Consider the following 21,782-nt stretch of genomic DNA (forward strand, 5'->3'; position numbering starts at 1 on the left):
GAAGTCTAAAACCGGCGTCAATGATCCCCTGTTCCCCCCGACCCAAAAAGGCGGGTTACGGGGAGTTTTCCAGGGCTTTTGATGTATTTGGAAACGCCGCTCAGGAGCGGGCGGCGTCCACGGCGGGTGCGGGACGGCTGCCGGCGCGCGCCTTGGCCGCGGCGCGGGTCTTGCCCGCCCGGGGTGGCGGACGGCAGATCGCGCACACGAAATCCGACTGCGGATCATGGGCGTGCGCAATGAAATGGCCGCCGCACTGGCGGCAGGCGGACAGCTGCAGCATGCCGCTGTCGAAAAAGCGCACCAGCATCCACGCGCGGGTAAAGCTCAGCACGGGTTCGGCGGATTCGGCGCTGTCCACGCCGGCGTTTTCGAGGTACAGGCGGTACGCGTCGATGATGGCGCGGATGCCTTTGCTGCTGGTACGCGAATTCAGGAACGAATACACGTTGTAGAAGAGCGACGAATGAATATTCGGCAACCAGGTCATGAACCAGTCAACCGAAAACGGCAGCATGCCCTTCGGTGGCGAGCAGCCGCGTATTTCGCGGTACAGGCGTGCCAGGCGGTCGTGGCTCAGGCTGGTTTCAGCCTCCAGCACCTGCAGCCGCGCCCCCAAAGTGATCATGGAGCTGGCAAGCAGAATGTCATCCGCTTCCTGCGAAACGCTCTTGGTGGCCATTACACGTGTCCCAGTGGGGTCGACAGGCCGTCAGGCCAGTTCTTCAACAGGTTGCTTGGCCAGCAGGATCGTCGCGTGCGCCTGTTGCAGCGCGCCGCCCAGCACGTCGTGCGTCAGGGCGGACAGCAGGCTGTAGTCGTCGAAACGGAAACGGCACAGCAGCGAGCTGGAGCTGGCCAGCTTCACCAGCTGAGCCGGAGAAAGACGCATCAGGATATCGGCAACTTCGTTGCTGAAACCCAAGCGGAACATCGATGCAGCATAGTCATCGCGCAGCATGCGCTGTGCGAGCAGTAAATAAGACAGATTCACTTCGCGAATATCTGCCAGCAAAGAATTTTCGACTTGTTGCACGCCCGACTCCCTATTCCCTATCCCACCGAAGGGGCTTGATAACCAAGGACAATTCGCAACACTGTTGCGCCCTGCCCGCTGCATCCTGTTTTAATGCGAAATGTATCATTTGTTCGCAATTTAAGTAAAATTTACCACAGGTCATGTCATTTTCTATGACTTATATGACAAATCTTTGTTGATATTGCGCAACTCGGGCGTTTCGATACACCTTGACATAGAAATCCCTGACAAATCTACGTCAATTTGCCAAATAAGCATTCAAAACGTTGCGTGCTTTAAGGAATGAAATAACGACATTTGCCGACAATGACACCTTGCCGATCACAGAATCTTGCTAGCTTTATCGCAGCCGCGCGTTTGTCGACAATGTCGCAAATTGACAACAACCGACGACGCGTCACGATGGACACCGCCCGACATTCCCGCAATGCCCCACGCAGATGACAGCTTGGTCGAATATGCCCCGCTAGTGCGGAAGCTGGCCCTGCAATTGCTCGCCCGGCTGCCGGCCAGCGTCGAACTGGACGACCTGATCCAAGCCGGCATGATCGGCCTGCTGGACGCCGTGCGGCGTTACCAGGAAACGGCTGACGCCCAGTTCGAAACCTACGCCACCACCCGCATCCGCGGCGCCATGCTCGATGAGCTGCGCGGACAGGACTGGCTGCCGCGCAGCGTGCGCGCCAAGGCCCGCAAGATCGAACAGGCCATCCAGCAGCTGGAACAGCGCCTGATGCGCGCCCCCACCGAGGCCGAGATCGCGCAGCAGCTGGACATGCCGCTGAACGAATACCAGACGCTGCTGCACGACGCCCAGGGCGTGCAGATCGTGCATTACGAAGATTTCGCCACCGAGCCCGACGCGGCCTCCGGCCAGACCGACTGGACCGCCACGCTCAACCACGGCTCGGCCGGCGGCAATCCGCTGGATTCCCTCCTGGCCGGCGATTTCCGCCAGGCCCTGATCCACGCCATCGACAGCCTGCCCGACCGCGAAAAGCTGCTCTTGTCGCTGTGCTACGAGCAAGGCCTGAACCTGAAGGAAATCGGCGCGATCATGAACGTGACCGAGGCCCGCGTCTGCCAGCTGCGCTCGCAGGCCACCGCCCGCATCCGCGCCAAGCTGCGCGAGCAGGCCTGGCAGGATTTGCCCCAGGAAGGGCAGATCGCGCAGATCATCTAGGCGCGGCAGGCGGCACCGCACCTGCAAGTCAAAACCCCGGTATTTTTCGCCTTTTTTCAAGCCTTCCTGGCAACGCGCCCGCTGGTAGCCTGTTCCCCAGCCTTTGAACCTCTATGCAACGCAAGACAGCCAAGATTGCGGTTGCCCCGACATGGATCCCGAGATGACTGAACCCGATCTGCTTAATCAGGCGATATCAGATACCTACGACGAGACCCCTTACCTATCCCACGCCTTCATGCAGAGCGCACCGGGCCATATGCGCGCGGTGTCGCACCTATACGGGTTGGACTCGGCGCCGCTGGACAAGGCCCGCGTGCTGGAATTGGGCTGCGCCGCCGGCGGCAACCTGATACCTTTCGCAGCAGCTCACCCGGACGCGGAAGTCATCGGCGTGGACTTGTCGCCGGAACAGATCTCGGCAGGCAAGTCGCTGGTGCAACAGCTGGGCCTACGCAATCTGGACTTGCGCGCCATGAGCATCACGGACATCGACGACAGCCTGGGCAAGTTCGACTACATCATCTGCCACGGGGTGTTCAGCTGGGTTCCGCCGGGAGTGCGCGACGCCATCATGCGCGTCTGCCGCGACAACCTCGCCCCAGAAGGCATCGCGTACGTCAGCTACAACACGTACCCAGGCTGGAAAGCCTCGGACGTGATGCGAGACGCCATGCAGCTGAACAGTTTTTCTGCCACGACGGCAGCGGAAAAGCTGAAGAAGGCCAGGGAAATGTTAGGGCTGATGGAATATGGCCTTGCGCCAAGCAACCCCATGCGCGAAGCCCTTCGGCAAACTGCCAATCGGCTCAGCCAGCAAGCCGACCATTATTTGTTTCACGAATTCCTGGAAACAATCAACTCACCCTGCTATTTCTTGGAATTCGCCGCCACCATTCAGCACGCCGGCCTCGCGTATGTCAGCGAAGCCCAGCCGGAGGGATCATTTCCCACCAACTACGGAACAGCCACGGCGGCGATGCTCTCGTCCGTGTCAGCCGATGCCGACCGCACTATGCGCGAGCAGTACCTGGATTTTGCGGTGGGCAGGCAATTCCGCCAAAGCCTACTGGTACATGCCGAGCGCGCGGGACAGATCCAGGAACGTCCGGAAGCCAATCTTTTCAGCTCGATGTATTTCGCCGGGCAATTGGTCGCGGATACCGAGCGCGACCAGACCAACCCCGGGCAACGACATTTCCGCACACCGTCCAACACAGGCTTGGCGACACAGGATGCCTCGTTGGTGGCGCTGATTGAAGCGTTGCAGAAGACCTGGCCGGCGCCCGTCACGTTCAATGAGGCTTGCGCCATTGTCGGCGAAAAATCGCCGCACACCGGCATCGAGCTGGAACATGCCACGCTATTACATCTGGTCACGCTGCTGAACTGCGGTTCGCTACGTTACCGCCGTGAGTCTGTCGGCTACAGTAACAGCCCTGCCAAACCCACTCTGATTGCAGCCGCCCGGGAATTGATCGTGGCCGCCAGCCTGCAACCCTTGCAGGTCGGCCACTCCAACCTTTGGCACCAGATGGTAAACCTAAGCGCGGATCCTGCCACCCGCTATGTCGCCACCCTGCTGGACGGTACGCTGACCCAAGCGGACCTGCGCACGAAATTACGCGACGCCCTGACGTCCGGTCATATCCCCCACCCAGACGGTCTGGCACTCAAAGGCGCTCGCAATGCCGATCCGGTCGCGCAAGCCCTGCTGGTCCGCATCCTGTCCGCCCTGCGCGTCGGCGGCCTGCTGATGTAACCCCTCGTTTCCGCCCCTTATATTCAATGCGTCTCTAGATATAAGCGGGCGGAAATGGAAAAAAGTACGACTTTCGCGAATTAGCCCTAAAGATTGATTTGGCAATGCCGTAATCCTGGCAACGGACGAACTTGAAAGCAACTAAGTCAGTTCTTCACGTTACAGTTGGGCGGCTCAGCTGCCCGGTTTGAAGAAGCCTTTCTCTCCTTGGGAGCTTAAACATGGCTGCAGTTATCAATACCAACTACTTGTCGCTGGTTGCCCAGAACAACCTGAACAAGTCCCAATCCGCCCTGGGTACCGCCATCGAGCGTCTGTCGTCCGGCCTGCGCATCAACAGCGCCAAGGATGACGCCGCCGGTATGGCCATTGCCAACCGCTTCACCGCCAACGTCAAGGGTCTGACCCAAGCCGCCCGCAACGCCAACGACGGCATCTCGCTGGCCCAGACGACGGAAGGCGCCGCCTCCGAAATCAACACCCACCTGCAGCGCGTTCGCGAACTGTCGGTGCAAGCCGGCAACGGCAACTACTCGCAAGAGCAGTTGAACTCGATGCAAGATGAAATCAAGCAACGCTTGGACGACATCAACCGCATCTCCGAACAAACCGACTTCAACGGCGTGAAGGTTCTGTCGGGCAACGCCAAGCCGCTGACGCTGCAAGTCGGCGCCAACGACGGCGAAACGATCACCCTGAACCTGTCGGAAATCAGCGTCAAGACGCTGGGTCTGGACGGCTTCAACGTGAACGGCAAGGGCGTGACGAACAACCGCACCGCCACCGTGTCCGATCTGCAAGCTGCTGGCGGCAAGGCCGGCACCGGCGCCGCCGCCAACGACTGGACGGTGACGACCCAGTTCGCCAAGGTCAGCGCTGACCAAGCGTTCGCCAAGCTGGAAAGCGGCAACCAAGTCAACGTGGGCGGCGGCAACTCGTACACGTACGACGCAGCCAACGGCAACTTCACGTTCACCAACAAGGCTGTCGGCACTGCCGGTACCGACGCGTTGGCGACCAGCCTGACCCCGGCTTCGGGCACCGTCACCGGTACCTACGCCAACAAGGGCGCCGCCTCGACGACGTTCGAAGTGGACGCGACCGGCAAGGTCACGATCGGTGGCAAGGACGCCTACCTGTCCGCCGCTGGCGAATTGACCACCAACAACGCTGGCGCCGCCACCGCTGCCGACCTGAAGTCTGTGCTGGCCAAGGCTGCTCAGGCTGGCGTAGGCGACGCTTCCGTCTCGATCGGTGGCAAGACCTACAACAGCACCGCTACCGCTGGCAACCTGTCGTTCACCGACACCAAGAGCAAGGACGCTGTGCTGGCCGAGTTCAAGGCTGCTGCTGCAGGTACCGTCGTTCTGGGCAAGGGCATCACCAGTGCTACGCTGACGTTTGCAACCGGCACTTCGTCGGACACGTACGTTGACGACGCGGGTGACTTCACCCAAAACACCGGCGTCGCTGGTGGCAAGTTCGACACCGTCTACACCGTTGACCCCAACACGGGCAAGGCTACGGTCAAGAGCGGCACGGGCATCGGCGCCTACGCTCCGAAGGTCGGTTCGACCGCCTACGTGAGCAGCGGTGGCAAGCTGACGACCGAAACGACCAGCAAGGGCGACAAGACTGTCGATCCGCTGAAGACGCTGGACGCTGCCTTCACGAAGCTGGACAAGCTGACCGGCGAACTGGGCGCTGTGCAAAACCGCCTGGAATCGACCGTTGCCAACCTGAACAACATCGTGAACAACCTGTCGTCGGCCCGCTCGCGTATTCAAGACGCGGACTACGCCACGGAAGTGTCGAACATGTCCAAGGCTCAGATCCTGCAACAGGCTGGTACCTCGGTTCTGGCGCAAGCCAACCAAGTGCCGCAAACCGTTCTGTCGCTGCTGCGTTAATCACGCCGCAACGTCCGACGGTGGGGTCGGACAGGCCGCAAGGCCTGCTCCACCCGCCTTCGCACCAGGGCCTTCGCACCTGGTCGCAACCCAAGCCGGCGCAAGCCGGCTTGTTTTTTGTGCGAGGCCCTCGCTGTGCTTCGCCAGCGCGCCCGCTTCCTCCCGGCGAATCAACGCCAAGCCCCCCTTTTTCCCAGCTATTCGTGATTTGCCTGCCTTGGCACTTCCCGCATAATTGCCGTCGCACGCTTTTTGTATCCATATCTTTCGCAACATGACCGCCACGCCTCCCGATCCACTCGCTACGCAGCACGACAGCACTACGGATCCCCACGACGCGGAGCCGGAGGATGCGCAGACGGTGCGCCTGCGCGAAGAGAACCGCGCGCTGCGAGCGTTGCTGGCCGCACAGGTGCAGGCGTCGCTGCCCCGCCCCAACCCGGCCAAGCGCCTGGGCTGGTGGCTGATCAGCGCGCCCGGCGCCGCCCTGGTTGGATGGCGCAATCTGCTGGGTCGGGAAGATGCACGTCCCATGACCGGCAAACGGGTGGGCTACGCCACCCTGACGGTCCTGTACACGCTGGCCATCTACGGCGCCTTGGTATTGCTGGTGGTGTCGTGGAGCACGCCCAACGCCGCGCGCTCCGGCGTCAACGCCGCCGGGCCGGTACGCGTGCCGCTGGCGCCACCGCCCGGTGCAGGGATGCAAGCCCCCAACCCGGCATCCCCTGCCACCTCGCCCGGCGGCTCGACCGCGACGGCCGGCGGTTCGAGCGAAACGGCTCCTTCCGATGCTGGCGCGGCACCCGACGCAGGCAAGCCCTTCCCATCCGGCAATGCCGCGCCCGCTGCCGGTATACCCGCTGCCGGTATGCCCGCAGCCGGTATGCCCGCTGCCGGTATGCCCGCTGCCGGTACGCCCGCTGCCGGTACGCCCGCTGCCGATACCCCCGCGGCCAATCCTCCCGCCCCCTCCACCGCCGCACCGAAATCAACGCTGCGCATCACCGAAATCCCCGCCGAAAATCCGCACGCCTGGGTCGACGCATTGAAGGCAGAATTGGGGCGCTGCGCGGCGCTGGGCTTTTTCGAGCGTCCGGATTGCGCCTGGGCCGCACGCAAGCAGTACTGCGGCCCGAACCAAGGCTGGGGCGCCATCAAGGAATGTCCCGCCCAGCAATAAAACAACGCCGTATCACGCGGCAGATCATTGCCTCGCCCACGACAAGTGGGCGATAATTCAACCACTCTCCGGGCTCCCGCCCGGCATGCATGCCACCAGGACACCCCGCCATGGATCTTTCCGTCAACAACACCGTCAACACCGGCCTGGCCATGCGCGATGCGCAACTGATGGCGGAAATCCAGGCGCGCGTCACCAAGAAAGCCATCAACGCGCAAGCCGACACCGTCGCCACGCTGATGCAATCGCTGCCGGTGGTGGCCATCGACGGCACGCTGGGCACGCGCATCAACACCCAGGCGTAATACCCGCCGCGCTCGCCGCCACGCGGCGACGCCCACGCGCTCGACAGGCGCAGCCCGCCTTCCTACAGCCTGCCTCGCAGGCTTTCTCTCTCGCATACCCCGTCCGCCCTCAGGCGTCCAGGTGCTTGCGCATCAGTTCCTCGAACCATTCCAGAAATACCGCCAACCGGCGTGAGCGCTGCCGCCGATGCGGATACAGCAGCGTCACCGGCATGGCCGCCGCGCGGTGGGCCGGCATGACGTCGACCAATTCCCCCGCATCCAGCAGGTGCTGCACGTCGAAGCGCGGGATCTGGATCAACCCCAGGCCCGCCAGGCAGCAGGCGATATAGCTTTCGGCGTTGTTCACCACCACGCGGCTGGGCAGCGCGACGGCCTGCCCGGCCGCGATTTCCCAAGGCAGTTCACGGCCCGTCGTGGGCGACGCATAGCCCACCATCCAGTGTCCCTGCGCCAGGTCCTCGGGCGTGAGCGGCACGCCCTGGTCGCGCAAGTAGGCCGGGCTGGCGCAGTTGATCAGCGCAATTTGTCCCAGCGGCCGCGACACCAGGCTGCTGTCATGCAGCGCGCCGATGCGCACCGCGCAGTCGACGCCCTCCTGAATCAGGTCGATGGCACGGTCGCTGGACCCCAGCGCCAGCTGCAAGCGGGGATGGCGGCGCAGCAGCCCCGGCAGCGCCGGGGCCACCAGTCGCCGGGCGATGCGGCTGGGCACGTCCACGTTCAGGCGTCCGGCCACCTGGCGCGCGCTCTGCTGGAACAGGTGGTCGATCTCTTCCACCTCGGCCAGCAGCGGCCGCAGGCGTTCCAGCAACTGGGCGCCGTCGGCGGTCACGCGCACCTGGCGCGTGGTCCGGTGCAGCAGCCGCACGCCCACCTGGGTTTCCAATTGCTGGATGGCCGCCGATACGGAGGCGCGCGGCAGTTCCAGCGCATTGGCGGCCTTGATGAAACTGCCCATCTCGGCCACCTGCGCGAAGACGCGATACTGTTCGAATCTGTCCATTCCTGTCCCGGCGTGGCGTGGCGGCACGGTGCCGCCGGTGCCAGCATAGCGGGTCTGCCTGCCATCGCAACCGCCCGCCTTGGCCAACACGGCCAGCCAGGGCGACCGCCCGCCGATCCCGACCGCCTGCCTGACGCCTTGGGATAGCCGTGGGCCCGGCAGGCCCGCCGATCGCCTACTTCGTGGTGTAGCCGCCGTTGATCAGGATGGTCTGCCCCGTGATCCACCAGCCGTCGCTGACCAGGTGGCGGATGAACGGCACCACGTCTTCGATGTCGGTCAGGCCGGTCTTGGAAAACGGCGACAGCGCGGCCGCGGTCTTGTGGTACGCCACCGCATCGGCGCCTTCTGCCGGATAGAAGAATGGCGTGTCCATCGGGCCCGGGCCCACCGCCGTCACCGAGATGCCGCGGGCGCCGAACTCCTTGGCGGCGGCGCGGGTGTAATGCTCGACCGGCGCCTTGCTGCCGGCATAAGCCGCGTAGAACGGGGTGAAGGCGCCCAGCAGGGAGGTCACCAGGGTGCAGACCTTGCCGTTGTCATTCACATGACGGCCCGCCTCTTTCAGGAAGAAGAACGCCGACTTGGCGTTGACGGCGGCCATCTCGTCGTACTCGGCTTCGCTGATCTCGGCCAGCGGCTTCTTGAGCACCTTGCCGACCGTGTTGATGGCGATGTCGGGGCGGCCCACCGCGGCCACGGCATCGGCAAACAGCTTTTCGACGGCGCCCGCCGTGCTCAGGTCGGCCTGCAACGCCACCGCCTTGGCCCCGGCGGCCTCGATGGCGGCCACCGTGGCGTCGGCGTCCGGCTTGGACGCGGCGCTGTTGTAGTGGATGACGACGGCGCGGGCGCCTTGCCGGGCCAGGTCGCGGGCGATCAGACCGCCCAGGTTCTTGGCGCCGCCGGCGATCAGCGCGACTTTGCCTTTGATGGAATGGTCTGCCATGGAAACTCTCCTGCATCGGTAAGGGGAGATTCGATTCTAGGCAGCTGCCCCGCCGGAATCAGCCCGCTGCGGCGGGATGGATTATCCAGAAAAACGTCCCAATGAAAACAGCCCGACGGGGGAAGATCCCCATCGGGCTGCGTGGCCTTGGCCAAGCCGGACCGGAGTCCGGCACACGCCGCGGCTTACTTCTTCTTCATGGGAGGCAGGTCGGTGCAGACGCCTTCGGCCACTTCGGCCGCCATGCCCACCGATTCACCCAGCGTCGGGTGCGGGTGGATGGTCTTGGCGATGTCGATGACGTCGGCGCCCATTTCCACGGCCAGCGCCACTTCGCTGATCAGGTCGCCGGCGTGGGTACCCACGATGCCGCCGCCCAGGATGCGATGCGACTCGGCGTCGAACAGCAGCTTGGTGAAGCCTTCGTCGCGGCCGTTGGCGATGGCGCGGCCCGAGGCGGCCCACGGGAACACGCCCTTCTCGACCTTGATGCCCTGCTTCTTGGCTTCGTCTTCGGTCAGGCCGACCCACGCCACTTCCGGATCGGTGTAGGCCACCGACGGAATCACGCGGGCGTCGAAGAACGACTTCTGGCCGGCGGCGGCTTCGGCCGCCACGTGGCCTTCATGCACAGCCTTGTGCGCCAGCATGGGCTGGCCGACGATGTCGCCGATGGCGAAGATGTGCGGCACGTTGGTGCGCATCTGGCGGTCGACTTCGATGAAGCCGCGGTCGGTCACCGCGATGCCCGCCTTGTCGGCGCCGATCTTCTTGCCGTTGGGGCTGCGGCCCACGGCCTGCAGCACCAGGTCGTAGCGCTGCGGCTCTTTCGGCGCGCCCTCGCCTTCGAAGGTGACGTAGATGCCGTCTTTCTTGGCCTCTGCGCCGACCGTCTTGGTCTTGAGCATGATGTTGTCGAAACGGCCGACGTTCTTTTTCTGCCAGACCTTGACCAGGTCGCGGTCGGCGCCCTGCATCAGGCCGTCCAGCATTTCCACGACGTCCAGGCGCGCGCCCAGCGTGGAATACACCGTGCCCATTTCCAGGCCGATGATGCCGCCACCGATGATCAGCATCTTCTTGGGGATTTCACGCAGCAGCAAGGCGCCGGTGGAATCGACGATGCGCTCGTCGGCGGGCAGGAACGGCAGCTTCACCGACTGGCTGCCGGCGGCGATGATGGCCTGCTTGAAGCGGATGGTCTGCGACTTGCCGTCGGCGCCCTTGACCGCCAGGTGGTTGGCGTCGGCAAACTCGCCCACGCCCGTCACCACGGTGACCTTGCGCGCCTTGGCCATGCCGGCCAGGCCGCCGGTCAGCTTGGCGACCACGCTGTCCTTGTAGCCGCGCAGCTTGTCCAGGTCGATCTTGGGCTCGCCGAAGCTGATGCCGTGGGCCGCCAGCTCGCGCGCTTCGTCGATGATGGCGGCGTTGTGCAGCAGCGCCTTGGACGGAATGCAGCCTACGTTCAGGCACACGCCGCCCAGCGTCGAATAGCGCTCGACCAGCACCACGGACAGGCCCAGGTCGGCGGCGCGGAAGGCGGCCGAATAGCCGCCGGGGCCGGCGCCCAGCACCAGCACGTCGCATTCGGAATCGGCCGAACCCTTGAAGCTGGCGGCAGCGGGAGCCGGTGCGGCAGCCTTGGGGGCCTCGGCTTTCGCGTCGGCTTTCGGAGCCTCTGCCTTGGGCGCGTCGGCCTTGGCGGCCGGCGCGGCAGCGGCGTCCGAGGCTTCGACCTCGAGCACCACGGCGCCCTCGGCGACCTTGTCGCCCACCTTCACGGCGATCGACTTGACCACGCCACCCTGCGAGGCCGGGATTTCCATCGAGGCCTTGTCGGATTCGACGGTGATCAGGCTTTGCTCGGCCTTGATCGTATCGCCCACGGCGACCAGCACTTCGATGACTTCGACTTCCTTGAAGTCACCGATGTCCGGCACTTTGATTTGAACGGTATTGCTCATAGGGCTCCCCGTTTACAGCGCGATGCGGCGGAAGTCGGCCAGCAAGGCGCCCAGATAGGCGTTGAAGCGGGCAGCGGCGGCGCCGTCGATGACGCGGTGGTCGTACGACAGCGACAGCGGCACGATCAGGCGCGGCACGAACTGCTTGCCGTCCCAGACCGGCTTGTGCGACGAACGCGACACGCCCAGGATGGCCACTTCGGGCGCGTTGATGATCGGCGTGAACGAGGTGCCGCCAATGCCGCCCAGCGACGAGATCGAGAAGCAGCCGCCCTGCATGTCGGCGGGCGAGATCTTGCCGTCGCGCGCTTTCTTGGACAGGTCGGTCATTTCCTGGGCGATCTGCAAAATGCCCTTCTTGTCGGCATCGCGGATCACCGGCACCACCAGCCCGTTGGGCGTGTCGGCGGCGAAACCGATGTGGTAGTACTGCTTGAGCACCAGGTTGTCGCCATCCAGCGAGGCGTTGAACTCGGGGAATTTCTTCAGGGCCGCAACCACGGCCTTGATCAGGAAGGCCAGCATCGTGACCTTGATGCCCGACTTCTCGTTTTCCTTGTTCAGCGTGACGCGCAGCGCTTCCAGGTCGGTGATGTCGGCTTCGTCATTGTTGGTGACGTGCGGGATCATGACCCAGTTGCGGTGCAGGTTCGCGCCGGAAATCTTCTTGATGCGCGACAAGGGCTTGGCTTCGACCGGACCGAACTTGGTGAAGTCGACCTTGGGCCACGGCAACAGGCCCAGCGCGGCGCCGTCGGCCGAACCGCCGGCGGCGGCAGGCGCGGCCGAAGACGACAGGGCCTGCTTGACGAAGGCGCGCACGTCCTCGGCGGTGATGCGGTCTTTCGGACCGGAACCCTTCACCTTGCTGAGGTTCACCCCCAGTTCGCGGGCGAACTTGCGCACCGACGGCGATGCGTGCGGCAGCTGGCCGGGCTTGAGGTTGGCGTCTTCCAGCGCGGCGGCCGGGGCCGGGCGCGAGGCGGGCGCGGCCGGGGCGGCTTCCGACTTGGCTTCGGCCTTCGGCGCGGCGGCGGCTTCGGTCTTGGTGGCAGAAGCGGTGGCTGGTGCAGCGGCGGCAGGCGCGCTGCCTTCCACCACGACCACGATCGAGCCCTTGGCGACCTTGTCGCCGACCTTGACCTTCACTTCCTTGACCACGCCGCCTTGCGAGGCGGGGATTTCCATCGAGGCCTTGTCGGACTCGACGGTGATGAGGCTTTGCTCGGCCTTGATGGTGTCGCCGACGGCGACCATGACTTCGATGACTTCCACTTCCTTGAAGTCGCCGATGTCCGGCACTTCGATCTCGACCGGGCCGCTGGCGGCGGCCGGCGCGGCCGCTTCCGCCTTGGCGGCGGGCGCGGCGGCGGCAGCCTGCCTGGGCGCTTCCTTGGCTTCGGCCTTGGGGGCGTCTTCCTTGGCGGCCGGCGCGGCAGCGTCCGACGCTTCCACTTCGAGCACCACGGCGCCTTCGGCGACCTTGTCGCCGACCTTCACGGCGATCGACTTCACCACCCCGCCCTGCGAGGCGGGGATTTCCATCGAGGCCTTGTCGGACTCGACGGTAATCAGGCTCTGCTCGGCCTTGATCGTGTCGCCCACCGCCACCAGCACTTCAATGACTTCCACTTCCTTGAAGTCGCCGATGTCGGGAACCTTGATTTGCACGACGTTGCTCATGTCTCTTTACCCTCAGGCGTATTGCGGGTTGGCTTTGTTCGGATTGATGCCGTACTTCTTGATGGCTTCGGCCACCTTGGCAACCGGCACGCGGCCTTCGTCGGCCAGCGCGCGCAGCGCGGCGACCACGACGAAGTGGCGATCCACTTCGAAGTGCTCACGCAGCTTGGCACGGAAATCCGAACGGCCGAAACCGTCGGTGCCCAGCACCTTGTATTCGCGGCCCTTGGGCACGAACGGGCGGATCTGGTCGGCGAACAGCTTCATGTAGTCGGTCGACGCGATGATCGGGCCTTCCGTCTTGGCCAGCTGCTCGGTGACGTAGGCCACCTGGGGCTTCTTCTCGTCGGGGTGCAGCATGTTGTGGCGCTCGGCGTCCAGGCCGTTGCGGCGCAGCTCGGTGAAGCTGGTGACGCTCCAGAGGTCGGATGCCACGCCCCAATCGGCTTCCAGCAGCTCTTGCGCGGCCATGACTTCGCGCAGGATCGTGCCCGAACCCATCAGTTGCACGCGGTTCTTGCCCTTGCCGTGCGACTTGAGCTTGTACATGCCCTTGATGATGCCTTCCTCGTCGCCCTGGGTCAGACCGGGCTGCGGGTAGTTTTCGTTCATCACCGTCAGGTAGTAGTAGACGTTTTCCTGGTCTTCCACCATGCGCTTCAAGCCATGCTGGATGATGACGGCCAGTTCATGGCCGAACGTCGGGTCGTACGAGACGCAGTTGGGGATGGTCGAAGCCAGGATATGGCTGTGGCCGTCTTCGTGCTGCAGGCCTTCGCCGTTCAGCGTGGTGCGGCCCGCGGTGCCGCCCAGGAGGAAGCCGCGCGCCTGCATGTCGCCGGCGGCCCAGGCCAGGTCACCGATGCGCTGGAACCCGAACATCGAGTAGTAGATGAAGAACGGGATCATGATGCGGTTGTTCGAGGAGTACGACGTGGCCGCCGCAATCCAGGAGCTCATCGCGCCCGCTTCGTTGATGCCTTCCTGCAGGAGCTGGCCGTCGGCCGCTTCCTTGTAGTACATGACCTGGTCCTTGTCGACCGGGACGTACTTCTGGCCTTCCGGCGCGTAGATGCCGATCTGGCGGAACAGGCCTTCCATGCCGAAGGTACGCGATTCGTCGGCCAGGATCGGCACGACGCGCGGACCCAGTTCCTTGTCGCGCAGCACCTGGTTCAGGATGCGCACGAAGGCTTGGGTGGTGGAGATCTCACGGCCTTCGGCGGTGGGTTCCAGCACGGCCTTGAAGGCTTCCAGGGCGGGCGCCTTCAGTTGCTCGTCGGCCTTGGCGCGGCGGCGCGGCAGGTAGCCGCCCAGCGCGGCGCGGCGCTCGTGCAGGTACTTCATTTCGGGCGAATCTTCGGCCGGCTTGAAGTACGGCAGATCGGCCAGCTGGTCGTCCGGGATGGGGATGCCGAAGCGATCGCGGAATTCGCGGATCGAGTCCAGTTCCAGCTTCTTTTGCTGGTGGGTCGGGTTCTTGGCCTGGCCCACGTGGCCCATGCCGTAGCCCTTGATGGTCTTGGCCAGGATGACGGTCGGCTGGCCGGTGTGGCTGGTCGCGGCGTCGAACGCGGCGTAGACCTTGTGGGGATCATGGCCGCCGCGGTTCAGGCGCCAGATGTCTTCGTCGCTCATGCGCGACACGGCTTCCAGCAGCTTGGGGTGCTTGCCGAAGAAGTGCTCGCGCACGAACTTGCCGTCGTTGGCCTTGTACGCCTGGTACTCGCCGTCGACGGTTTCTTCCATGATCTTGCGCAGGATGCCTTCCTTGTCGTGCGCCAGCAGCGGGTCCCAGTAGCCGCCCCAGATCAGCTTGATGACGTTCCAGCCCGAACCGCGGAAGTCGCCTTCGAGTTCCTGGATGATCTTGCCGTTGCCGCGCACCGGGCCGTCCAGGCGCTGCAGGTTGCAGTTGACGACGAAGATCAGGTTGTCGAGCTTTTCGCGGGCCGCCAGGGCGATGGCGCCCAGCGACTCGGGTTCGTCCATTTCGCCGTCGCCGCAGAACACCCAGACCTTGCGCTTGCTGGTGTCGGCGATGCCGCGGGCGTGCAGGTACTTCAGGAAGCGGGCCTGGTAGATGGCCATCAGCGGGCCCAGGCCCATCGACACCGTGGGGAACTGCCAGAAGTCGGGCATCAGCTTCGGATGCGGGTACGACGACAGGCCCTTGCCGTCCACTTCCTGGCGGAAGTGGTTCAGCTGGTCTTCGGTGAGGCGGCCTTCGAGGTAGGCGCGGCCGTACATGCCGGGCGAGGTGTGGCCCTGGAAGTAGACCAGGTCGCCGCCGTGCGTGTCGTCTTCGGCATGCCAGAAGTGGTTCTGGCCGCAGCCGATCATGGTGGCCAGCGAGGCGAAGGACGCGATGTGGCCGCCCAGGTCGCCGCCGTCCGGCGGGTTGTGCTTGTTGGCCTTGACCACCATGGCCATGGCGTTCCAGCGCACGTACGAGCGAATGCGCGATTCCAGTTCCAGGTTGCCCGGATGCGCGGGCTCCAGGCCCGGGGGAATCGTGTTGACGTAAGCGGTATTCGGCGAGAACGGGATGTGGGCGCCAGAGCGACGGGCTTCGTCGATCAGGCGTTCCAGCAGGTAATGTGCGCGCTGCGGCCCTTCGCGATCAAGGACTGCCGCCAGGGCTTCGAGCCACTCCTGGGTTTCTAGGGTGTCTTCGTCGTTGGCAGCCTGCACGGCGCCAGCCTGGGCGAAAGAGGACATCGTGTGTCTCCTGTTGGGGTTCGTTCGTGACCACACCCGCTTATTTGATCTACTCGCGGACACGCCATGGTAGCCGGGATCATCCGGGCTACCCTGCCATGCATGGGTCGGGGTGTTGTGCTAGAGACCGGCGACTCGCTGAGCGGTGTCTCTCTATCAGCCGGCATTCTAAGAAAGAAGATTAACCGGTCGCAAGCAAAATTTCATGTTGCGGTACGGCATTTCATAATGCGAAAATATGAATGCAAGCTGAAAAGGATGAGCGCCACTTTTTTAGCCCATCCCCCTTATAGCGGGCTTGATTCCCGGCAATTCCGTATCAACACGCATTAAAATGCCCCCCACGCCGCGCCTTCGGCTTGCTGCCCCCGCGGGGTCGTTTTCATCTTGAGGCGGCTCGGCAATGAAAAATGCCCGCCCTATCCGGCCCGAATTACATGTCCAGCGCGCCCAAGTCCAATATACCCACGCCGTTCCACGACCACGCCCGCACGCGCCGACGCGGGGTGTACTGGGTCACGCCCGCGATGGTGCTGATCCTCTATATCTGTGTGATGGGGGTGTTCTTCTGGTTGCAGCGCATCCATGACGACAGCGTCATGTTTGTCACCATCGACCAGGAAATGCGGCAGCAACGCCTGATCTGGGTGGTGCTGGCGCTGTCCTGCGTGATCGTCATCAGCCTGTTGATGCTGTGGCGCTATACCCGGTTCCGCTCGGCGGCCGAGGCCGCGCTCATCGCCGAAACGGGTTTTCGCCGCGCCATGGAAAACTCCATGTCCACCGGCATGCGGGTGCTGGATATGGAAGGCCGCATCGCCTACGTCAACCCGGCCTTCTGCCGCATGATCGGCTGGAACGAAGCCGACCTGATCGGCCGCAGCCCGCCCTTCCCGTATTGGGTGCCCGGCCGCCACGAGCAGCACCAGCACACGCTGGACGTGCTGATGTCGGGCAAGACGCCCAGCAGCGGCCTGGAAGTCGAGGCCCAGCGGCGCGACGGCTCGCGCTTCACGGCGCGCATGTACGTGTCGCCCCTGCTGGACCCCAACGGCAACCAGATCGGCTGGATGACGTCCATGACCGACATCACCGAACCCAAGCGCATCCGCGAAGCCCTGACGGCCGCGCACGAACGCTTCATGACGGTGCTGGAAGGCCTGGACGACGCCATCTCGGTCACGGCCGACACCCACGACGGCCTGGAACTGCTGTTCGCCAACCGTACCTACCGCCGCGTGTTCGGCGCCCAGACGGGCGGCCACGACGAACTGCTGGCCGGCCGCCGCGGCCGCTTCACCGACGAATCCGTCGAGGTGTTCGCGCCATCGGTGCAGCGCTGGTTCGAAGTGCACCACCGCATGCTGGCCTGGACCGACGGGCGCCGCGTGCGCATGCAGGTGGCGCGCGACATCACCGAACGCCGCACCCACGAAGAAGCCTCGCGCGTGCAGCAGGAAAAGATCCAGCTGACCAGCCGCCTGACCACCATGGGCGAAATGGCCTCGTCGCTGGCGCACGAACTGAACCAGCCGCTGACCGCCATCGCCAACTACAGCATGGGCGCCGTGGCCCTGGTCAAGGCCGGCCACACCAGCCCCAACATGCTGTTGCCCGCCCTGGAAAAGGCGGCCTCGCAGGCCGAGCGGGCCGGCAAGATCATCAGCCGCATCCGCGAATTCGTGAAGCGCAGCGAACCGCGCCGCCAGCGCGTGGCCATCGGCCGCATCGTCGACAACGCCATCGGCTTTGCCGAAATCGACGCCCGCAAGCGCCGCATTCGCATCGACAGCTTCGTGCCGTCCAACGCGCCCGACGTGCTGGCCGACCCCATTCTGATCGAACAGGTGCTGCTGAACCTGCTCAAGAATGGCCTGGAAGCCATGGAAAAGAGCGAGTCCGACGAGCTCAAGGTGGCGGTCATCCTGCACGAGCAGCACATCGAAGTGGCGGTGGTCGACCGCGGCCACGGCCTGGCCGAGCCGGAACGCCTGTTCGAACCCTTCTTCAGCACCAAGACCCAGGGCCTGGGCATGGGACTGAATATCTGCCGTACCATTATCGAATCGCACCACGGCCGCCTTTGGGCGGACCCCAATCCCGCCGGCGGTACTATTTTCCGCTTTACCCTGCCCTGCGCTGCGTCTCAGACGCAGGCTCAGAATGATCAGTCCGAGGAGTTGCACGCATGAACACGCCCCACCTGTCGAGCACGGTATTCATTGTTGATGACGACGAAGCGGTCCGCGATTCGCTGCGCTGGCTGCTGGAAGCCAACGGCTATCGCGTCCGCGCGTACGCCAGCGGCGAATCCTTCCTGGAAGACTACGACGCCAGCCAGATCGGGGTGCTGATCGCCGACGTGCGCATGCCCGGCATGAGCGGCCTGGAACTGCAAGAGCAGCTCATCGCCCGCAACGCCCCGCTGCCCATCGTCTTCATCACCGGCCACGGCGACGTGCCCATGGCCGTGTCGACCATGAAGAAAGGCGCCGTCGACTTCCTCGAAAAGCCGTTCAACGAATCCGACCTGCGCGAAATCGTGGCGCGCATGCTTGAGCAGGCCACGCAGCGCGTGAGCAAGCACCAGGCCCAGAAGGACCACGAAGCCATGCTGGCGCGCCTGACCGCGCGCGAGCAGCAGGTGCTGGAGCGCATCGTCGCCGGCCGCTTGAACAAGCAGATCGCCGACGACCTGGGCATCAGCATCAAGACCGTCGAGGCGCACCGCGCCAACATCATGGAAAAACTTGAAGTGACCACCGTTGCTGATTTGATGAAAGTGGCTTTGGCCAAACCGGAGGCGCACGCATGAGCCGCCGGGCCGTTCCCAAGGCGAATACCGTAGCGCTCCGCGCGGAGGCTGCCGAATGACCGCCAGGATTATCGACGGCGCTGCCCTGTCGCAGCGCATTCGCGAAGAAGTCGCCCAACGCGTCGCCGCCCTGGCCGCCAAGGGCACGCGCCCCGGCCTGGCCGTGGTGCTGGTCGGCGAAGACCCGGCGTCGCAAGTGTATGTCCGCAACAAGGTCGCGGCCTGCGAAAAGGCCGGGCTGCACTCCGTGAAAGAGCAGTACCCCGCCGACATGACCGAGGCCGACCTGCTGGCCCGCATCGACCAGCTGAACCGTGATCCGTCCATCCACGGCATCCTGGTGCAGTTGCCGCTGCCCAAGCACATGGATTCGCACAAGGTCATCGAAGCCATCGCGGCCGAAAAGGACGTGGACGGCTTTCACATCAGCAACGCCGGCCTGCTCATGACCGGCCAGCCGCTGTTTCGCCCCTGCACGCCCTACGGCGTGATGAAGATGCTGGAATCCGAAGGCGTGGCCCTGCGCGGCGCCGAAGCCGTCATCGTGGGCGCCAGCAACATCGTGGGCAAGCCCATGGCCATGCTGCTGCTGGCCGCCGGCGCCACCATCACGATCTGCAATTCCAAGACGCGCGACCTGGCGGCCCAGACCCGCCGCGCCGACGTCCTGGTGGTCGCCACCGGCAAGCCCGGCATGATCGACGGTTCGATGATCAAGCCCGGCGCCGTCGTCATCGACGTCGGCATCAACCGCGGCGCCGACGGCAAGCTGTGCGGCGACGTGGACTTCGCGTCCGCCAGCCAGGTCGCCGGCGCCATCACGCCCGTGCCGGGCGGCGTGGGCCCCATGACCATCGCCATGCTGCTGGTCAACACCGTCGAAGCGGCGGAACGGGCTGCCGCCTGAAGCCGGCCGTCCGCCCCGCGGCGACGTCCCTGTGGGTTTGCCCCGCGCCCCTTCGAGGGACGGGGGGCAAACCCATCATCGTTTCTGGGCGCGGGAAAGGCCACCCTGCCCGGCCCGCGCGCCTGCGGCAAGCGGCGCCCTTGCTTTTCGGCGCGCCGCCCCAACCTGATCCTTATGTTTGCCGGTGCGCTCGCGTGCTGCCCGCCCCCCTCTTACGCAATTGGTAACGCCATGACCCAGAATCCCCTGCTCGCCCCCGTCTCCGAACTGGTCGATTACCAGGCGGTCAAGCCCGCCCACGTGGTGCCGGCCATCGAAGAACTGCTGGGCATTGCCCGCCAGGCCGTGGACCGCGCCGCCGACCCCACGCTGGCGCCCACCTGGGAAGCGGTGGTCGAGCCGCTGGACACGGCATCCGAACGCTTGTGGCGCGCCTGGTCGGTGGCCGGCCACCTGAACGCCGTGGTCAACACGCCCGAACTGCGCGAGGCCTACAACGCCGCCCTGCCGCTGGTGACCGAGTTTTCCACCTGGGTCGGCCTGCACGAAGGCCTGTACCAGCAATACCAGCGCCTGGCCGCCGCGCCCGACTTCGCGTCCTGGTCACCGGTGCGCCGCCGCATCGTCGAGATGGCCCTGCGCGACTTCCGCCTGAGCGGCGTCGAACTGCGCGGCGCCGACCGCGAGCGCTATGCCGCGATTTCCGACCGCGAGGCCCAGGCCTCGCAGAAATTCTCTGAAAACGTGCTGGACGCCATCGACGCCTGGTCGCTGGTGGTCGAAGACGAATCCCGCCTGCAGGGCATTCCGGCCGACGTGCTGGCCGCGGCCCGCGCCGCGGCCGACGAAGACGGCAAGGCCGGCTGGAAGCTGACGCTGAAGATGCCCTGCTACCTGCCGGTGATGCAATACGCCCAGGACCGCTCGCTGCGCGAAGCGCTGTACCGCGGCTACGGCACGGTGGCGTCCGAACAGGGCGATGCCCAGTTCGACAATTCCCCCCTGATCGAAGAACTGCTGTCGCTGCGCGCCGAAGAATCCAAGCTCTTGGGCCTGGGCACGTTCGCCGCGCTGCGCCTGCAGACCCGCATGGCGCGCGACGCCGCCGAAGTCACCGGTTTCCTGCGTGACCTGGCCGCCCGCGCCAAGCCCTATGCCGAACGCGACCTGGCCGAACTGAAAGCCTACGCCGCCGCCGAACTCGGCCTGGCCGAACTGCAACCGTGGGACGTGGCCTATGCGTCCGAACGGCTGCGCGAATCGCGCTACGCGTACTCGGAAGACGAGGTCAAGCAGTACTTCACCGAGCCGCGCGTGCTGGCCGGCCTGTTCGAGGTCATCGAAACGCTGTTCGACGTGCGCCTGGCCGAAACCCCGGTGTCGTCCTGGCATGCGGACGTGCGCGGCGTGCGGGTCGAAAGCCCCAAGGGCGACCTGATCGGCTACCTGTACCTTGACCTGTACGCGCGTTCGGGCAAGCAAAGCGGCGCCTGGGTCGACAGCGAGCGCACCCGCCGCGTCGTGGCCGGCCGCGTGCAGACACCCATCGCCTACCTGACTTGCAATTTCTCGCGCCCCAATGGCGAGCGCGCCGCCGTGCTGACGCACGATGATGTCATCACCCTGTTCCACGAAACCGGCCACGCCCTGCACGCCCTCCTGTCCGAAGTGGACGAGCCCGGCGCCGCGGCCTTCGCCAGCGTCGAATGGGACGCCATCGAGCTGCCCTCGCAGTTCATGGAAAACTTCTGCTGGGAATGGGCCGTGGTGCAAAAGCTGTCGGCCCACGTCGAGACCGGCGAGCCGCTGCCGCGCGCGCTCTACGACCGCCTGGTCGCCGCCCGCAACTACCAGAGCGGCATGCAGACCGTGCGCCAGATCGAATTCGCCCTGTTCGACATGCTGATGCACGACCGCGCCAAGGGCGCATCCATCGACGAAGTGCTGGCCCTGCTGCAGCAGGTGCGCAGCGAGGTCGCGGTGCTGTTCCCGCCGGCCTGGCACCGACTGCCGCACGCCTTCTCGCACCTGTTCGCCGGCGGTTATGGCGCGGGCTACTACAGCTACAAGTGGGCCGAGGTGCTGTCTGCCGACGCCTACGAGGCCTTCGAGGAAGCCGCCGCCAAACAAGCCGGCAATGCCCTGGGCACGCTGGACCCGGCCACGGGCGCGCGCTTCCGCCGCGAAGTGCTGGCCGTGGGCGGCTCGCGCCCGGCCGCCGAATCGTTCGCCGCGTTCCGTGGCCGCGCGCCGCGCATCGATGCGCTGCTGCGTCACAGCGGCATGCAACCGGCCTGACCCCCCTGCCCCCGCCTGCCAGCCGCCCGCCCGTTTCGGGCCCTGTTCCTTTTA

At 65.0% G+C, this 21,782-nt stretch carries 16 protein-coding genes; 9 read left to right on the top strand and 7 right to left on the bottom strand.

The genetic code is table 11. From position 1 onward, the window contains the following. Window positions 1-100: 100 nt before the first annotated feature. Together flhC and flhD are read right to left on the bottom strand one after the other, a co-directional pair. The gene (gene flhC / locus AC6LJ2_RS23765; RefSeq protein WP_263911995.1) at window positions 101-682 is read right to left on the bottom strand and encodes a flagellar transcriptional regulator FlhC; all 582 of its coding nucleotides are present in this window, start codon (window positions 680-682) and stop codon (window positions 101-103) included. A gap of 30 nt (window positions 683-712) precedes the next feature. Next, a complete protein-coding gene (gene flhD / locus AC6LJ2_RS23770; protein WP_006219025.1) occupies window positions 713-1,036 on the bottom strand; it encodes a flagellar transcriptional regulator FlhD in 324 nt (107 codons plus the stop codon). 430 nt (window positions 1,037-1,466) lie between these two features. Between flhD and AC6LJ2_RS23775 the strand changes: the two genes are divergently transcribed. The 5 genes from AC6LJ2_RS23775 to AC6LJ2_RS23795 all read left to right on the top strand — a co-directional run bounded on the left by AC6LJ2_RS23775 (window position 1,467) and on the right by AC6LJ2_RS23795 (window position 7,382). Next, the gene (locus tag AC6LJ2_RS23775) at window positions 1,467-2,222 is read left to right on the top strand and encodes an RNA polymerase sigma factor FliA (protein WP_263911994.1); all 756 of its coding nucleotides are present in this window, start codon (window positions 1,467-1,469) and stop codon (window positions 2,220-2,222) included. A 163-nt stretch (window positions 2,223-2,385) separates the two neighbouring features. Next, window positions 2,386-3,984 carry a methyltransferase regulatory domain-containing protein gene (locus tag AC6LJ2_RS23780; RefSeq protein ID WP_498152313.1) on the top strand — a complete coding sequence of 533 codons (1,599 nt, stop codon included), beginning with the start codon at window positions 2,386-2,388 and terminating at the stop codon, window positions 3,982-3,984. A gap of 221 nt (window positions 3,985-4,205) precedes the next feature. Continuing rightward, the gene (locus AC6LJ2_RS23785) at window positions 4,206-5,894 is read left to right on the top strand and encodes a flagellin N-terminal helical domain-containing protein (protein ID WP_498152314.1); all 1,689 of its coding nucleotides are present in this window, start codon (window positions 4,206-4,208) and stop codon (window positions 5,892-5,894) included. 274 nt (window positions 5,895-6,168) lie between these two features. Further along, a complete protein-coding gene (locus tag AC6LJ2_RS23790; RefSeq protein ID WP_498152315.1) occupies window positions 6,169-7,077 on the top strand; it encodes a hypothetical protein in 909 nt (302 codons plus the stop codon). A gap of 110 nt (window positions 7,078-7,187) precedes the next feature. Further along, entirely contained in the window at window positions 7,188-7,382 is a 195-nt protein-coding gene (locus AC6LJ2_RS23795) for a putative motility protein (protein ID WP_025138917.1), read from the top strand. Between the two features lie 109 nt (window positions 7,383-7,491). Here the strand turns inward: AC6LJ2_RS23795 and AC6LJ2_RS23800 are convergent, their stop codons facing one another. The 5 genes from AC6LJ2_RS23800 to aceE form a co-directional block, all read right to left on the bottom strand. Further along, window positions 7,492-8,388, bottom strand: coding sequence for a LysR family transcriptional regulator (locus AC6LJ2_RS23800; RefSeq protein WP_498152316.1), 897 nt, complete (start codon window positions 8,386-8,388; stop codon window positions 7,492-7,494). 175 nt (window positions 8,389-8,563) lie between these two features. Beyond that, entirely contained in the window at window positions 8,564-9,337 is a 774-nt protein-coding gene (locus AC6LJ2_RS23805; protein WP_498152317.1) for an SDR family oxidoreductase, read from the bottom strand. Window positions 9,338-9,522: 185 nt separating this feature from the next. Next, the gene (gene lpdA, locus AC6LJ2_RS23810) at window positions 9,523-11,304 is read right to left on the bottom strand and encodes a dihydrolipoyl dehydrogenase (protein WP_175220128.1); all 1,782 of its coding nucleotides are present in this window, start codon (window positions 11,302-11,304) and stop codon (window positions 9,523-9,525) included. Window positions 11,305-11,316: 12 nt separating this feature from the next. Further along, on the bottom strand, window positions 11,317-12,987 hold the full coding sequence (aceF, locus tag AC6LJ2_RS23815; protein ID WP_263911985.1) for a dihydrolipoyllysine-residue acetyltransferase: 1,671 nt from the start codon (window positions 12,985-12,987) through the stop codon (window positions 11,317-11,319). Between the two features lie 12 nt (window positions 12,988-12,999). Then, window positions 13,000-15,708: a pyruvate dehydrogenase (acetyl-transferring), homodimeric type gene (aceE, locus tag AC6LJ2_RS23820; RefSeq protein WP_498152318.1), complete on the bottom strand. Its 2,709-nt coding sequence runs from the start codon at window positions 15,706-15,708 to the stop codon at window positions 13,000-13,002. A 437-nt stretch (window positions 15,709-16,145) separates the two neighbouring features. Here aceE and AC6LJ2_RS23825 point away from each other — a divergent pair, with 437 nt between their 5' ends. The 4 genes from AC6LJ2_RS23825 to AC6LJ2_RS23840 all read left to right on the top strand — a co-directional run bounded on the left by AC6LJ2_RS23825 (window position 16,146) and on the right by AC6LJ2_RS23840 (window position 21,728). Next, window positions 16,146-17,900 (top strand): PAS domain-containing sensor histidine kinase, encoded by a 1,755-nt coding sequence (locus tag AC6LJ2_RS23825; protein WP_020927319.1) that lies wholly within the window; start codon window positions 16,146-16,148, stop codon window positions 17,898-17,900. Then, window positions 17,897-18,523 (top strand): response regulator transcription factor, encoded by a 627-nt coding sequence (locus AC6LJ2_RS23830; RefSeq protein WP_006219003.1) that lies wholly within the window; start codon window positions 17,897-17,899, stop codon window positions 18,521-18,523. The genes AC6LJ2_RS23825 and AC6LJ2_RS23830 overlap by 4 nt, the downstream gene beginning before the upstream one ends. A gap of 55 nt (window positions 18,524-18,578) precedes the next feature. Next, window positions 18,579-19,430, top strand: coding sequence for a bifunctional methylenetetrahydrofolate dehydrogenase/methenyltetrahydrofolate cyclohydrolase FolD (gene folD, locus AC6LJ2_RS23835; RefSeq protein ID WP_445658804.1), 852 nt, complete (start codon window positions 18,579-18,581; stop codon window positions 19,428-19,430). A 231-nt stretch (window positions 19,431-19,661) separates the two neighbouring features. Continuing rightward, the gene (locus AC6LJ2_RS23840; protein ID WP_263911980.1) at window positions 19,662-21,728 is read left to right on the top strand and encodes a M3 family metallopeptidase; all 2,067 of its coding nucleotides are present in this window, start codon (window positions 19,662-19,664) and stop codon (window positions 21,726-21,728) included. Window positions 21,729-21,782 lie beyond the last annotated feature (54 nt).

The organism is Achromobacter sp. 1014246743 (assembly GCF_059760725.1).